Origin of the sequence: Listeria immobilis (assembly GCF_014322845.1) — a bacterium.
Lineage (GTDB): Bacteria > Bacillota > Bacilli > Lactobacillales > Listeriaceae > Listeria > Listeria immobilis.
On the sequence record NZ_JAASUA010000005.1, the window covers coordinates 152,088 to 165,763 of the forward strand.

Annotated in this window: 13 protein-coding genes and 1 riboswitch; of the genes, 1 reads left to right on the forward strand and 12 read right to left on the reverse strand. The window is 36.0% G+C overall.

The window, feature by feature from the left end; genetic code table 11:
• Nucleotides 1-18 precede the first annotated feature (18 nt).
• From der to HCJ45_RS08525, 7 genes are all read right to left on the reverse strand, one after another.
• Complete coding sequence (gene der / locus HCJ45_RS08495) at nt 19-1,329, reverse strand: ribosome biogenesis GTPase Der (RefSeq protein WP_185345293.1); 1,311 nt, start codon at nt 1,327-1,329, stop codon at nt 19-21.
• Nucleotides 1,330-1,472: 143 nt separating this feature from the next.
• Nucleotides 1,473-2,618, reverse strand: a complete 1,146-nt coding sequence (gene rpsA, locus HCJ45_RS08500) for a 30S ribosomal protein S1 (protein ID WP_185345294.1) — start codon at nt 2,616-2,618, stop codon at nt 1,473-1,475.
• A gap of 361 nt (nt 2,619-2,979) precedes the next feature.
• Nucleotides 2,980-3,654, reverse strand: coding sequence for a (d)CMP kinase (gene cmk, locus HCJ45_RS08505; RefSeq protein ID WP_187124516.1), 675 nt, complete (start codon nt 3,652-3,654; stop codon nt 2,980-2,982).
• Nucleotides 3,655-3,669: 15 nt separating this feature from the next.
• Nucleotides 3,670-4,632, reverse strand: coding sequence for an asparaginase (locus HCJ45_RS08510; protein WP_187124517.1), 963 nt, complete (start codon nt 4,630-4,632; stop codon nt 3,670-3,672).
• 82 nt (nt 4,633-4,714) lie between these two features.
• Nucleotides 4,715-5,443 (reverse strand): LysM peptidoglycan-binding domain-containing protein, encoded by a 729-nt coding sequence (locus HCJ45_RS08515; RefSeq protein ID WP_187124518.1) that lies wholly within the window; start codon nt 5,441-5,443, stop codon nt 4,715-4,717.
• A gap of 319 nt (nt 5,444-5,762) precedes the next feature.
• Nucleotides 5,763-7,169, reverse strand: a complete 1,407-nt coding sequence (locus HCJ45_RS08520; protein WP_187124519.1) for a RecQ family ATP-dependent DNA helicase — start codon at nt 7,167-7,169, stop codon at nt 5,763-5,765.
• On the reverse strand, nt 7,166-8,173 hold the full coding sequence (locus HCJ45_RS08525; RefSeq protein WP_187124520.1) for a YpbB family protein: 1,008 nt from the start codon (nt 8,171-8,173) through the stop codon (nt 7,166-7,168). Before HCJ45_RS08525 ends, HCJ45_RS08520 begins: the two co-directional genes overlap by 4 nt.
• 151 nt (nt 8,174-8,324) lie before the next feature.
• Between HCJ45_RS08525 and HCJ45_RS08530 the strand changes: the two genes are divergently transcribed.
• Nucleotides 8,325-8,549 carry a ferredoxin gene (locus HCJ45_RS08530; RefSeq protein WP_185345306.1) on the forward strand — a complete coding sequence of 75 codons (225 nt, stop codon included), beginning with the start codon at nt 8,325-8,327 and terminating at the stop codon, nt 8,547-8,549.
• Between the two features lie 40 nt (nt 8,550-8,589).
• On the opposite strand, the gene HCJ45_RS08535 is transcribed toward HCJ45_RS08530, so the two are convergent.
• The 5 genes from HCJ45_RS08535 to HCJ45_RS08555 form a co-directional block, all read right to left on the reverse strand.
• Entirely contained in the window at nt 8,590-9,201 is a 612-nt protein-coding gene (locus HCJ45_RS08535; RefSeq protein WP_185345308.1) for an ECF transporter S component, read from the reverse strand.
• 190 nt (nt 9,202-9,391) lie between these two features.
• Nucleotides 9,392-9,514, reverse strand: a riboswitch (FMN riboswitch).
• A gap of 91 nt (nt 9,515-9,605) precedes the next feature.
• Nucleotides 9,606-10,124 (reverse strand): acyl-CoA thioesterase, encoded by a 519-nt coding sequence (locus HCJ45_RS08540; protein WP_185345310.1) that lies wholly within the window; start codon nt 10,122-10,124, stop codon nt 9,606-9,608.
• 19 nt (nt 10,125-10,143) lie between these two features.
• Nucleotides 10,144-11,931 carry an ATP-binding protein gene (locus HCJ45_RS08545; protein ID WP_187124521.1) on the reverse strand — a complete coding sequence of 596 codons (1,788 nt, stop codon included), beginning with the start codon at nt 11,929-11,931 and terminating at the stop codon, nt 10,144-10,146.
• A 93-nt stretch (nt 11,932-12,024) separates the two neighbouring features.
• The gene (locus HCJ45_RS08550) at nt 12,025-12,741 is read right to left on the reverse strand and encodes a response regulator transcription factor (RefSeq protein ID WP_187124522.1); all 717 of its coding nucleotides are present in this window, start codon (nt 12,739-12,741) and stop codon (nt 12,025-12,027) included.
• Between the two features lie 201 nt (nt 12,742-12,942).
• On the reverse strand, nt 12,943-13,674 hold the full coding sequence (locus HCJ45_RS08555) for a pseudouridine synthase (RefSeq protein WP_187124523.1): 732 nt from the start codon (nt 13,672-13,674) through the stop codon (nt 12,943-12,945).
• Nucleotides 13,675-13,676 lie beyond the last annotated feature (2 nt).

Below are 13,676 nucleotides of genomic sequence, written 5' to 3' on the forward strand. Positions count from 1 at the left end.
TTTTTCCTCCCGAAAACTTTACTTACGCTTACGAGCAATTACTCGTATTGGCGTACCATCAAATGGAAATGCGTCTCTTATTCGATTTTCTAAGAATCGTTCATAAGAGAAATGCATTAATTCTGGGTCATTAACAAATACAACAAAGGTTGGTGGTTTCACAGCCACTTGTGTTGTATAGAAAATCTTAAGTCGTTTCCCTTTATCCATTGGTGACGGGTTCATAGCAACCGCATCGCTAATAACATCATTTAGCATACTTGATTGTACACGTAACGAATGATTATCACTTACTTGGTTGATAAGTGGGAATAAGTTATTTAAGCGTTGTTTTGTTTTAGCAGATACAAAGACAATTGGTGCATAGCTTAAGAATTGGAACTGCTCGCGAATATCTTCTGTCCACACATTAATTGTTTTTTCATCCTTATTAATTGCATCCCATTTATTTACGACGATAATGATTGCACGTCCAGCATCATGTGCATATCCAGCAATTCGCTTATCTTGCTCACGAATACCTTCTTCCGCGTTGATAACGACAAGAACAACATCAGAACGTTCAATTGCTCTCATTGCACGTAAAACACTATATTTTTCTGTGCTTTCATACACTTTCCCGCGTTTTCTCATTCCGGCTGTATCAATCATCACATAATCTTGCCCATCAAATGTGTAAGTAGTATCAATTGCATCGCGTGTTGTTCCTGCAATATCCGAAACAATAACACGATCCTCCCCAAGAAGTGCATTTAGGATAGATGATTTACCAACATTTGGTCGACCAATCAAGCTAAATTTCACTGTATCATCAGGATATTCTTCCTCTTCTTCTTTTGGAAAATGAGCGCGAACAGCATCTAGCATATCGCCAAGCCCAAGTCCATGAGAACCGGAAATTGGATACGGTTCTCCAAATCCAAGAGAATAAAAGTCATAGATTTGGTCACGCATTTCTGGATTATCTACTTTATTAATCGCTAAAACAATTGGTTTATTAGACCGGTAAAGAATTTTTGCTACTTGTTCGTCCGCATCAGTTACACCTTCACGACCATTAGTAATAAAAATAATTACGTCTGCTTCATCAATTGCAATTTCTGCTTGTGCGCGAATTTGTTCTAAAAATGGTTCATCGGAAAGATCAATTCCACCTGTATCAATAATGTTAAATTCTTTGCCGAGCCATTCCGCAGAGTTATATATGCGGTCACGTGTCACACCGGGAACATCTTCCACAATGGAAACACGTTCACCAACGATTCTGTTAAAAATAGTCGATTTGCCGACGTTTGGACGTCCGACAATCGCTACAACTGGTTTTGCCATTATTTCACCTTCTTTTTTCTCGAATCCTATTTATCAAACTTTCTTTAGTTTATCAGTAAAACACCATACTGGCAATGAAAAGTTCCATTTCAAAAAGAAAAAGAGCCTATGGGAACATTCTCCCTAGGCTCTGTTAGCTTTGATTATTTATCGTCGTTTTTTAGACCTTTTAATTTATCACCAATTAAATCGCTCATTTGGAATCCAGTACTTTCTTCTGGAAGTTCATAATCAGCTTCTTCTACAGGTGCATCTTGTAAGTCTTTAATGCTTAGAGATAAACGCTTATCTGCTTCGTTTACTTCTAGTACTTTTACTTCGATAGTTTGCCCTTCAGAAAGTACTTCTTGTGGAGTCCCAATATGTTGATGAGAGATTTGCGAAATATGAACCAAACCTTCTACTCCTGGGAAAATTTCCACAAACGCACCAAAAGTGACTAAACGAACCACTTTACCTTCTAGAACAGAACCAACTGGTGCTTTTTCAGCAATACCATCCCAAGGTCCCGGTAGATTGGCTTTAATAGAAAGTGAGATACGCTCATTTTCAGGATCAATACCAATTACTTTCACAGTAACTTTTTGCCCTTCTTCTAACACTTCTTGTGGGGTTGCAATATGTTGATAAGAAATTTGCGAAATATGAACTAAACCATCTACACCGCCAATATCAACAAATGCACCAAAGTTAGCCAATCGTTGAACAGTTCCCTCGATTACATCGCCTTCTTTGATTTCATGTAATAAAGCTTGTTTTTGGCTTGCTTTTTCATTTTCGACAACAGCACGGTGACTTAAAATCACGCGGTTATTTTCTGGTTCGAATTCTACCACTTTGAAAGTTAAAGTGGTTCCTTTATAATCTGCAAAGTCTTCTACAAAATGGTCTTCTACTAATGAAGCTGGAACAAATGCACGAACACCTAAGTCCACTACTAAGCCACCTTTTACAACGTCGCTTACTACTGCTTCAAATACTTCACCAGACTCAAATTTCGCTTTAATATCATCAGATGCTTTTTCTGCATCCACTTTTCTTTTGGATAATACTAGAACGTCATCTTCTACTTTTGTAACAATTAAATCTAGTGTGTCGCCTACGCTTACAACGTCAGAAGCCGTCTCCACATGTATATTGGAAAGTTCACTTATTGGAACGACACCATCAAGTTTACTATCAGGAATCCCGACATAAACTTGTTTATCTTCCACACTCGTAACCGTGCCAGTGACTTTGTCTCCTTCTTCAAAATTTCTAACTTCCACATCAAATAAATCTTCAGACATGAGTAGCCCTCCATTCGTTAGTCGAATTTTTAGAACTTCCTAGTTTAAAAGCAACCTATTTTGCTCACTCCATCTGCTTGACTAGTTTCCCAGATAGGTAAATTTTCCGATTAAAAAAAGAAAAATAGCAAATACACCTTTAGTCAAACTGATTTTCCAGCTAGAAAATCCTTGCAAGATACTTTTCACAAAGTAAAAAATCTCTCTTATAACATCCTACAAATCCAGACATTTGTCAAGCTCTTTTCAAATGCGAAATTCACCATAATAGCTTACAAACGCTTATTTTGTTTAGACTTTCACGGTTAAATTAAAAAACTGCTACATTTCCATTTTGTTAGGAAAATGTAGCAGTTTTTATTTAATCATTGATTTTTTGTTCTGCTAAAAAGAGGATTTTGTTAGCTACGTCATCAATAGACATGGAAGTTGTATCCACTTCCACTGCATCTTCTGCTTTTTTTAGTGGCGAATGTTCTCTTGTATAATCTAAATGATCGCGTTCTTCTATTTCTTTTTTTAGTTGATTTAAATCTCCTGCAAAGCCTTTTGCTGCATTTTCTTTAAAGCGGCGTTCAGCTCTTTCTTCTACACTTGCTAATAGGAAGATTTTTAGTTCTGCATTTGGAAGTACCGCAGTTCCAATATCACGTCCGTCCATTACAATGCCGCCTTCTTTTGCAAATCCTTGTTGCCTTTCCTGCAAAGCTTCTCGAACAGCAGGGTGAGCTGCAACGATAGATACATGATTAGTCACTTCTAAAGAACGAATCACTTCTGTTACGTTTTCTTCATTTATAAATACTTGCTGTACTTCTCCAGGTTCGAACCTAATAACGGTTTTCGCTAGTAGTTCTGCAATAGCTTTTTCGTTTTTATAATCCATTTTGTTTTTATACGCCATATAAGTAACAGCACGATACATAGCTCCCGTATCAATATAGACAAAACGTAATTTTTTTGCGACTATTTTTGCTACTGTACTTTTCCCTGCTGCTGCTGGTCCGTCAATTGCAATACAAATTTTCTTTGTCATAAAATATAACTCCCTTTATCTGAAATTAGTTTGATTTATCTCTTCTTGAGATGCTAAAAGTACCATTAACTTCATACGAGCTTTTTTGCTATCGTAATCTTTACCAAGAATGACACCACGATTATATAAATCAAATGTGCTTCCTTCATAATCATAAGTAGTGTATACATTTCCTTCTTCAGCACTTGTTGTAATGACAACTGGAATCCCTTTGTCTAGCGCCCGAATAATTGCTGGCATCATTTTTGGAGCTACTTGTCCACGTCCAACTCCTTCTAAAACAATACCTGCTACCCCACTATCTATTGCTGCATCCACAAACAAATCATCTGCTCCCATGTAACACTTAATTACAACGACTTCGGGAAGATCTAAACGAATATCAAAACATTCATGTTCTAAAGGTTTTTGATATAAGAAAACTTGATCATTATCAATAATTCCTAAATATCCAAAACCAAATGCGCTAAAACCTTGAATATTTGATGCATGCACTTTCTTAACATATCTTGCAGCAAAAATCCGTTCATTAAAAACAACGACTGTCCCAGCTTGCCGCAAATTCGCTTCACATGCTGTATAAATGGCATGGCGAATATTAATATAAGCGTCCGTACCCGGCTCTTCTGGCGCTCTTTGCGAACCAGTAACAACAACTGGTCTCGTATCCGTTACAGCAAGGTCAAGAAAATATGCAGTTTCTTCTAATGAGTCTGTCCCATGAGTAACGACAATTCCATCATATGTTTCGTCCATAAAAATAGATTCGATTAGCTGTTTTAAACTAATTAAATCTGAAAGCGAGATATGCATGGATGGTAATTGAAAAGTAGAGTAAATATCTATTTGAATTTCTGTAGGCAATTTACATAATGCGGCTAGTTCTTCTCCAGATAATTCTCCAGATGCTAGTTTGCCCGATTCCGTTTTCTTACTCGCAATTGTACCACCTGTAGTAATTAGTGCAACTCTTGCCATTATTTATTCCCCCTACATTTTTCCACTTAGACAAACAAATGAGTCTCGGAAGCGTTTCCCAGACCCATTCAGTGTTGTCTTATTATTGTGGAATTGTTAGAACTGTCCCAACTGGAACATCATTACTTCCAAGTCCATTAGCTTGTTTGATTTTATCTACACCCGCGGCAGCTCCTGCACTACCATATGCAGAACGAGCGATACCATATAGTGTTTCTCCTGCTTGAACGGTGTGTGATTCACTGGCAGCTTTTTGTTTTGCTTCTTCATCTGCTTTTTTCTTAGCAGCTTCTGCAGCAGCTTTTTCTTCTGCAGCTTTTTCCTCAGCTGCTTTTTGATCGGCAGCTTCTTGTGCTTCTTGTGCTTTTTTTGCCTCTTCTGCCTTTTTAGCAGCCTCTGCTTCTTCAGCTTTTTTTGCTTCAGCAGCTTTTTCTTCTGCAGCTTTCTTTTCTTCCGCGGCTTTTTCGGCTGCCGCTTTTTCTTCCGCAGCTTTTTTCGCTTTTGCTTTTTCTTCTTTTGCTTCGGTATTGTTAGATACATTAACAGTTGATTCTGTTTCGGTTTTTACTTCATTTGATCCCATATTTTGAACAGTAACAAATACAATCACGATTACGATTGGTATAAGTAGAAAAAATACAATTAATAAATTCAATAGTGGATATCTAAAAATCGTTTTCTTTTTACCTCGTCTGCTATCAGAACGGGATAACATTGGCGGTTCGTTATTAAATTCATCTTGCCCTTCTGAACTCATATCGTAATCAGCCGGTTCTTCAAATTCCCGCTTATCTTTTCGTTTTTTTGCCACTCAAAGTTCCTCCTTTAGTGCTATCTAAAATTATCCTATGCACTATTATTGGCACAGAGAAGTGTTACATATGCTATTAAAATGAAATGCCTTTGAAATAATTATACCCATAAATGTAACATACAACAACACTTAAACCGCTTTTTTACTAAAAAAAGCTATTTTAGTTTTAAATTCAGGCCTAAAATGCACAGTCTCTATCTATTTCATATAGATTACTGAACAAAATAATAACAATTTTTTTGCTATTAAACAAGCCCTTTTTTAGCAAAAAATCTAAATTTGGATTCTTATTTGTCAAATTTCGTAACTTTTAAGATTATTGTAGTAAGTATGTTAGATAACTTTCCCATGTGGGTAGTTCTTTTCGCTGTATATTTTCGTTTTTTTCATAGTCAATTATCCCGGCACCATCGATATCACAGCAGTTTAGCGGTCTTTCTTCCTCCAAAGGTTCCTCATCAAAATAGCGCATTATATAATTCCGGCGACATTCCTCTGTATGCACATAACCAATGAATTGTTGTAAATTAGCTCGTTTCCATTTTTTTCGATAATCAATTTTGGCTGTTAACTCTTGTGTGGTTAAGCCACTTTTTTGATAGTATTCAATAAAACGCTGCTCTGAATCTGGTAATGTTTTAAGTTGCTCTTTGGATAAATGAATAAAACTGGCATCTGGTAAGTCTTGATCTGCCAACTGCATTTGAATAAATTCATCTCCAATTGCATAAAGTAAAATACCGATGCTGTTGTTTGAATCGCGACCGGCTCGGCCAATTTCTTGCAAATATGCTTCCAAATCAGCAGGCATATGGTAGTGAATAACGAAGCGAATATCTGCTTTATCTATTCCCATTCCAAAGGCACTAGTCGCACAAATAATATCTAACTGACCATTAACGAATTGTTGCTGAATCACTATTCTATCTTCCGTTTCCATATCACCATGATAATATGCAACTTGTAAACCAGTTAATTCATTTAATTCGCGAGCAGTACTTTCTGCTAATTTTTTACTTGAAAAATAAATAATACCCGGTGTTTGGAGTTTCGAAACTAGTTCGTACAATCGTTCTTTCTTTAATTTTTGGTTAGCGAATTTTTCTACTTGTAAAGAAATATTAGGTCGATTTACTGAATATATGATTTGTTCACAGTCTGTTAAATGCAGTTGTTCCAATATATCTGCTCGAACTTTTTTGGTAGCCGTTGCAGTAAGCACCATAGAAACAGGAAAATTAGCTTCTTGAATAAATTGACCAAGCATTAAATAATCCGGGCGAAAATCATGTCCCCATTGAGAAATACAATGTGCTTCATCAATGACAAAAAGACTCATTTTTTGTTGTAAAAGAACTTTTTTCACTTCACTGCTATTTAGCATTTCTGGTGATAAAAACAAAAATTTGTACAAATGAATATTAGCAAGAATTTGATTTTTATCCGCTCGTTTTAAAAAACTATTTAGTGCCGCAACTCGCTTTTCACCGTGAGCACGCATTCGCTCCATTTGATCTTGCATTAACGAAAGAAGTGGTGACACAATTAGCACGAGTCCTTCCATTAAGTGTCCTGCCAATTGGTAACAAACGGTTTTCCCAGTTCCAGTCGGCAGCATGGCAAAACTATTTTTTCCAGCTAAGGCCGTTTCAATTACTTCTTTTTGACCTGGACGGAATTGTTCAAACCCAAGATATGCTTTTAATTCTTTTTCTAGGTTCATTCTATTCCACCCCTACTTACCACAGCTAGCCGAATTTGATAATAATCTAATTCTGGAAATGCTGCTTTTATTTCACGCAATAAATGCCAATCACTGCTGTTAATTGCTTTTATTAACTCCTCATTTGGCAGACATGGTACATTGGCATTTTTTTGTGTAGCTCTAATTTCGACAAAGTGGTCTTGGATGGTGCTTGTTTTTAAGTTGCGAATTTTTTCGATAGTTTCTATATCTGCTCCATTTTCCCATAAAGATAAGGTTTGTACTGCTGAAGTGGTTAAAGCTGTTAATTCTGATGGTATTAAACTGCGTAAAATATTCCATTCATCTGCTTGTTGTTTTATTACAGCGAATAAGCGATGAATCTCGTGCAACATTTCAAAATAGACATTCCACTTCGGTTGATTATAGTTCGTAGCTATTTGTTCTGTCGTATAACCCATAAGTTCTCTTCCTGAAAAACGTTCAACTAAAAATTCCGGTCTTGTTACTTCTAATTCTTTAAACCATCTGATAAGTTCCCTATATAAACTATCCGCTAACGTAGCTTGATTTTGTTTGGAAAGCCAGTTTTTAATGAATTGTTGAATTTTTTTATCTCGAATAACTGGTAAATAGTAGTTTAGTTTATGTTGTTTATTACTAACTACTTGAACCGCCAGTCGTAAATTTGCAAAGAAATCAAATGCTAGCTTTTGAAAAGCAAAACCTTGAAACCTTGGATACACTGTTTCAAACGTTGAAGTTATTTCTTCTTGAACTATATAACCGTTTTCCGTAGCTAAAATAGTACCTTCTTTAGTTAATTTTGTTAATCGTGCTTCTAAAAAGGTTGCTTTTAGATTGGGGACTAGTCCAAATAAGTGTTGCATTTGAAAAAGATGCGTATCTTGAACTGCTTGGCCAGTTCTTCGCCCCACCAAAATTGTATGTAAAAACGGCATTTTTCTTGGCGTAACAGATTTTTTTAAAATAGTTATAATGTATAAGTCAAGCATATCCAAGCTTTCCACCACCTTTTTTGTATGCTTATCATACCACAGAAACACTTGTTCGGCACTGGTTTTCACTAAAAAAACTTTATAAAAATATGATACAATAGAAAAAGAAAAAATCTAGCTTCAAATAGTCGTTTTAGAAAGGAAGCGGAAAATATTGAAATATTGTCGTGTTGAAAAAGACACTTGTATTGCTTGTGGAGCTTGCTCGATTCATGCACCTGACGTATTTGATTATGATACGGAAGGCCTCGCTTTTAATATGCTTGATGATAATTCTGGTACTAAACAAATTCCCGAAGATTTAATCGAAATGGTTATTGATGCCGAATTTGCTTGTCCTTCACTTTCCATTAAACTTTCAGATAAACCTTTTCACTAAAAAACCGTGAGCCCCACAGGACTCACGGTTTTTATTTATTTTAATGGCTAGCTTCTTGTTGTCTCTTTTCGAATTTGCGCCGCTCTTTTGCAGTTTGGTTTTTAGCAATCCATTTTTTCATTCGTGAATAAAGCAATAAGAATACCGCACTAACAATAACCCCTTTAAGTAGGTTGAATGGCACGATAGCATAAGTAATTAACCATGCAATATCTGTATTCGCCGGAAGACCTCCGAGTTTTATATAAAATGGTAGTAATACAAAATAATTAAACACAGTCATAGCAAGCGTCATTAGCACTGTCCCTACAGCGGTTGAAAGAACCATTCCTTTCGTTGTGCGGAACCAGTGAAATAGATAATAAATTGGCAATACATAAAATATCCCTGAAATAAAATTAGCTAACTCTCCGACTGGAACACCTACTGGGCTACCAGAAACGATGTATAGCAGCACATTTTTTATTAATTCTACTAAAATTACAGCTAATGGACCAAATAAAAGGCCGCCAAGTAATGCTGGAATATCACTAAAATCAAGCTTTAAAAATGGTGCGCTTGGTAGTAACGGAAATTGGAGCATCATTAGTATAAATGCTAATGTTCCAAGTACCGCCACACTTACAAAAACCTTCATTGAATAATTCTTCATTGTCATTTCTCCTTGATGTTCATCAAAAGAAGCGAGTGACATCGCTTAACGAACGCAACCCAAGCAAATAAAAAACCCCAACTAAAAAAAGTTGAGGGAGAGTTTGTGAATTGATATACAAGCGATAGATACTTAAATAAGCATCACAGCTTGCTAACACATGCTCGTGAAGACAAACGAAAAGGTCTGCCAACATCTTCTCCCATCCAGACTATACTGTCGGTCCTGGAATTACACCAGAGTCAACTGCTATAAAAGCAGATCGTGGACTTTTACCACCGGTCGGGAATTACACCCTGCCCCGAAGATGAACGAATATTTTCTTACAAATTTTATTTTACCATGAATATAATTTTTCGCAAGTTTTTTTGTAACTTTTTTCACGTAAACGCTTTCTCACTTTTTTACCATGGAATATTGGTTGATAAAGACTCTGCTAGTGATTTATTTTCTTTTAAGCGGATTTTACGTGCAATACTTCTTGCTTCGGCTCCAGCATGAATTCTCTTTTGCTCATCAGTTTCTGGTTCAACAAGGGGAACTTGAACTGTTTTACCATCTTCCCCAAGCGCAACAAAAGTTAAAAAAGAAGTTGCCGCTAAGTAGCGCTCTCCTGTTTTTAAATTTTCAGCGATGATTTTTACAAAAATTTCCATTGAACTTCTACCAGTAGAGGCCACATAAGATTCTAAACAAACAGAATGGTCATTTTTAATTGGTTTTAAAAAGTCCACTGAGTCTGTTGATGCTGTCACTATTTCTGTCCGACAATGACGTGATGCACTAATCGATGCGGTATCATCAATATAAGTCATTAACCGTCCACCAAATAAAGTATTATGATTATTTGTGTCCGAGGGAAATACTCGACTTGTTTTAATTACTAGAGATTCTTTACAAAATTTTGTTTGTCTTTTGTCCATTTTTTTCGCTCCATTCTATTTATCCAAGTGGTAAAGTAATAATAAAATCAGAACCTTTACCTAGCTGACTTTTAACAGAAATTTTTCCGCCATGTGCTTCCACAATATTTTTAACAATCGCAAGGCCGATACCCGTACCAACAGCTTTTCCTCGTTTTCGTGCTTTATCCGCTTTATAGAAACGTTCAAACAAGTAAGGGATGTCCTCTTCGGCAATTCCGCTACCATTATCGGAGACTGTTAAAATTAATTTATTTTGAGTTGCATCAATGGCTTGTTTTAAAACAACTCTACCAGCATAACCTTCTTTTCCAGTATGGCGAATGGCGTTCATAATTAAATTTATTAACACTTGCTCCATTCGGTCTGGATCATAGGAATATTCTAACTCTGGTGTTTCTAATTCCAAGCCTAATTCGACAAAATTCTCTTTTGCTAAAACGTCGAAATTAGCCATAACTTTTTCTAAAAGTGGCGCAAGTGGTAGCTTTTGATTATCCATTTGGTTAAATCCTGCTTCCATTCGTGCTAAGTCTAGCATATCATTGACTAAACGACCAATACGAAGCGATTCATCATAAATAATCTGCGCAAACTCTCGCACTTCTTCATCTGATTGAGCAACTCCGTCAATAATCGCTTCACTGTATCCTTGCAACATGGAAATCGGCGTTCGTAATTCATGAGAGACATTATTAACAAAATCACTCTTCATTTTTTCTAGTTGTTTTTCTTCTGTCATATCACGAATAACAGCTACAACACTTCGAACATGTTCACCAGTATAAAGTAGCGTTAAAATGGCTACATACGTCCGATCAGCAAATGTGATTTCACCAACTTGGGATTCCTTTGCTTCAAGTGTATCGTCCAATAAATTATCTAGCGCAACCGGTATCAGTACTTTTCCAGAGTTTTCTGGTGAAAAAAACCAATTATGCAGAAATTCTTCTGCTGGCGGATTGCTTAAAACAATTGTTTTATCAATACTGAATTTAATAACTCCATCTGCCATCCCAACTAAAATATTCGATAGCTGTTCTTTTTCTTGCCGAAGGGCGCTAACATTGTATTTTAATTGCTTAGCCATATCATTAAAAGCTACACCAAGTTCGCCTATTTCATCATGAGTGTATGTCGGTACACGATTATCAAAGTTACCCTTGGAAACAGCAATAGCAATTTTTTTCATTTCTCGAAGTGGGAAAGCCATTCTTGATGAGAATACAAACGATAAGATGGATGTAATAAATACTGCAATAATCCCTGATACTATCAGTGTGGTCATCGTTTTTTTATTTACTTGCAAAATAGTACTGTACGATTGGTAAACATAAACAACCCCAGAATCTCCATTATCTAAAACAAATTTTTGCGCAGAAATTTCCACTGGCATTGCATGACTATCCGCTTTAAAATTATACTTCATTGTAACAATATTTTCTTTTTCTAATGCCTTATCTAATGTTTTATCATGAATTAATTTATCTGCCGAGGTGGAGGAAACATAATCTGGTGATTGTAGTTGATAGACATTTTTACCATCCTGCTCAATAATGACACCTAATGTATTATCTAATAAAGTAAGCGGTGAATCATTTTTATTTTGAGTCGAAATTACTGCATTATGTTCTTTCATTACTTTAATAATACTCGTAGTCGTATCTTCCAACACTTTGGTAATTTGGGTAATATTATTTTTTTCATAAATCATCGCAACTAAAAAACCAGAAATAACTAAAATACCAATTAAAAGCAAAATAATGGTACTCCAAATTTTACCAACAATACTATTCCATATTTTCATCCATCTCACCTCGCTTCCCACAAAAAAACAACGGAACAAAGCACGTGCGGCATAACACTTGCCGATTTAACGTCTTTGTCCGCTATCATAAGTTTATTCTTCTGGAACCTCGAATTTATATCCTAAACCCCAAACAGTGACTATCATTCTTGCTGCGTCTTCAGATACATCATGTAATTTTTCTCGAAGTCTTTTCACATGGGTATCAATCGTACGCAAATCGCCAAAGAATTCATAACGCCATACCTCTTTTAAAAGTGATTCTCGGTCAAATACCTTGTCTGGTGATTTAGCTAAATAATAAAGTAAATCATATTCTTTTGGCGTTAAACCGATTTCTTTTCCATCAACAATAACACGATGGGCTTCATTATCAATTTTCAAATGAGGGAAGGTAATAATATCTCCTGGAGTTCCGCCTGTGCCTTCTTCAGAGTTTTGTTTTGCACGACGAAGAACTGCTTTTACCCGTAGTACTACTTCTCTTGGGCTAAAAGGTTTGACAATATAATCATCTGCACCAACTTCAAAACCTTGTACTCGGTTCGCTTCTTCTCCTTTAGCTGTTAACATAACAACTGGTGTCGCTTTATATTCTCTTAATTCACGACATACTTCAATTCCATCTTTACCTGGCATCATTAAATCAAGTAGGATTACTTCATAATTATTGTTCAGTGCCATGTCAAGTGCCTGATCCCCATCACTAGCCTCTTCAATACGATAGTTCTCACGTTCGAGATACATCTTAAGAAGTCGGCGAATCCGATCCTCATCATCCACAACAAGCACTCTAACTTGTTCACTCATAAGTATTCATCCCCTAACTCTCATTTACATACAGAATTAATTAATATAACTAATTGGAAGTTCCCGTACCCACATACGAAAACACGTATCATTTCCTATACCAAATTTCCTACGAATTAAATTATACATGTTTTTCACAAAACGCGCTATTAGAAAGTTTATTTAATAGAGAAAATTAGTTTATCTGTAGTATTATCATCGTTATTTTTTCTTACCAAATCTTGCTTCTGTCTTTAATTGTTTTACTTCATGATGAGATAACTCTCTTCGCTCACCAGCATTTAAGCCACGCAAGTTTAAAAAAGAATATTCTTCTCTTGAAAGTTTTTGCACTTCAAATCCGACTGCTTCAAACATTTTACGTACTTGACGATTCCGACCTTCATGAATAGTAATTTCTACAATTGCTTTATCTTTAGCTTTATCTGATGAGCGTACTTTCACTTTCGCTGGAGCAGTTTTACGGCCATCAATCACTACGCCACGCTCTAACGTCCGAATCACTTCTCTTTCCGGAATACCTTTTATTCGGGCGATATAGGTTTTAGAAATTTCATTTTTAGGGTGCATTAATAGATTAGCAAAATCCCCATCATTTGTCATTAACAATAAGCCCGATGTATCATAATCAAGTCTTCCAACTGGGTAAAGTCGTTCTGGAATATCTGTAAAATAATCCGCTACAGTCGTCCGTCCTTTATCATCTGTAACAGCCGATACAGTTCCTCTAGGCTTGTAAAATAAGAAATAGCGATGTTCTTCTTTTGTTAACTGAATTCCCTCCACTTCAATTCGTTCCGTTCCACTAACTTTAACACCTAATTCGGTTACTACTTTGCCATTTACTGTTACTTTTCCTTCTTTAATCAGTGTTTCTGCTTTTCTTCTAGAAGTAATACCTGCATTTGCAATTACCTTTTGTAAACGTTCCATCT

Excerpts from the sequence above, each read along its gene's own strand:
- der (WP_185345293.1), bottom strand. The coding sequence starts at position 1,329 with ATGGCAAAACCAGTTGTAGCGATTGTCGGACGTCCAAACGTCGGCAAA.
- rpsA (WP_185345294.1), bottom strand. The coding sequence starts at position 2,618 with ATGTCTGAAGATTTATTTGATGTGGAAGTTAGAAATTTTGAAGAAGGA.
- cmk (WP_187124516.1), bottom strand. The coding sequence starts at position 3,654 with ATGACAAAGAAAATTTGTATTGCAATTGACGGACCAGCAGCAGCAGGG.
- HCJ45_RS08510 (WP_187124517.1), bottom strand. The coding sequence starts at position 4,632 with ATGGCAAGAGTTGCACTAATTACTACAGGTGGTACAATTGCGAGTAAG.
- HCJ45_RS08520 (WP_187124519.1), bottom strand. The coding sequence starts at position 7,169 with ATGAACCTAGAAAAAGAATTAAAAGCATATCTTGGGTTTGAACAATTC.
- HCJ45_RS08535 (WP_185345308.1), bottom strand. The coding sequence starts at position 9,201 with ATGAAGAATTATTCAATGAAGGTTTTTGTAAGTGTGGCGGTACTTGGA.
- HCJ45_RS08540 (WP_185345310.1), bottom strand. The coding sequence starts at position 10,124 with ATGGACAAAAGACAAACAAAATTTTGTAAAGAATCTCTAGTAATTAAA.
- HCJ45_RS08545 (WP_187124521.1), bottom strand. The coding sequence starts at position 11,931 with ATGAAAATATGGAATAGTATTGTTGGTAAAATTTGGAGTACCATTATT.
- HCJ45_RS08550 (WP_187124522.1), bottom strand. The coding sequence starts at position 12,741 with ATGAGTGAACAAGTTAGAGTGCTTGTTGTGGATGATGAGGATCGGATT.
- HCJ45_RS08555 (WP_187124523.1), bottom strand. The coding sequence starts at position 13,674 with ATGGAACGTTTACAAAAGGTAATTGCAAATGCAGGTATTACTTCTAGA.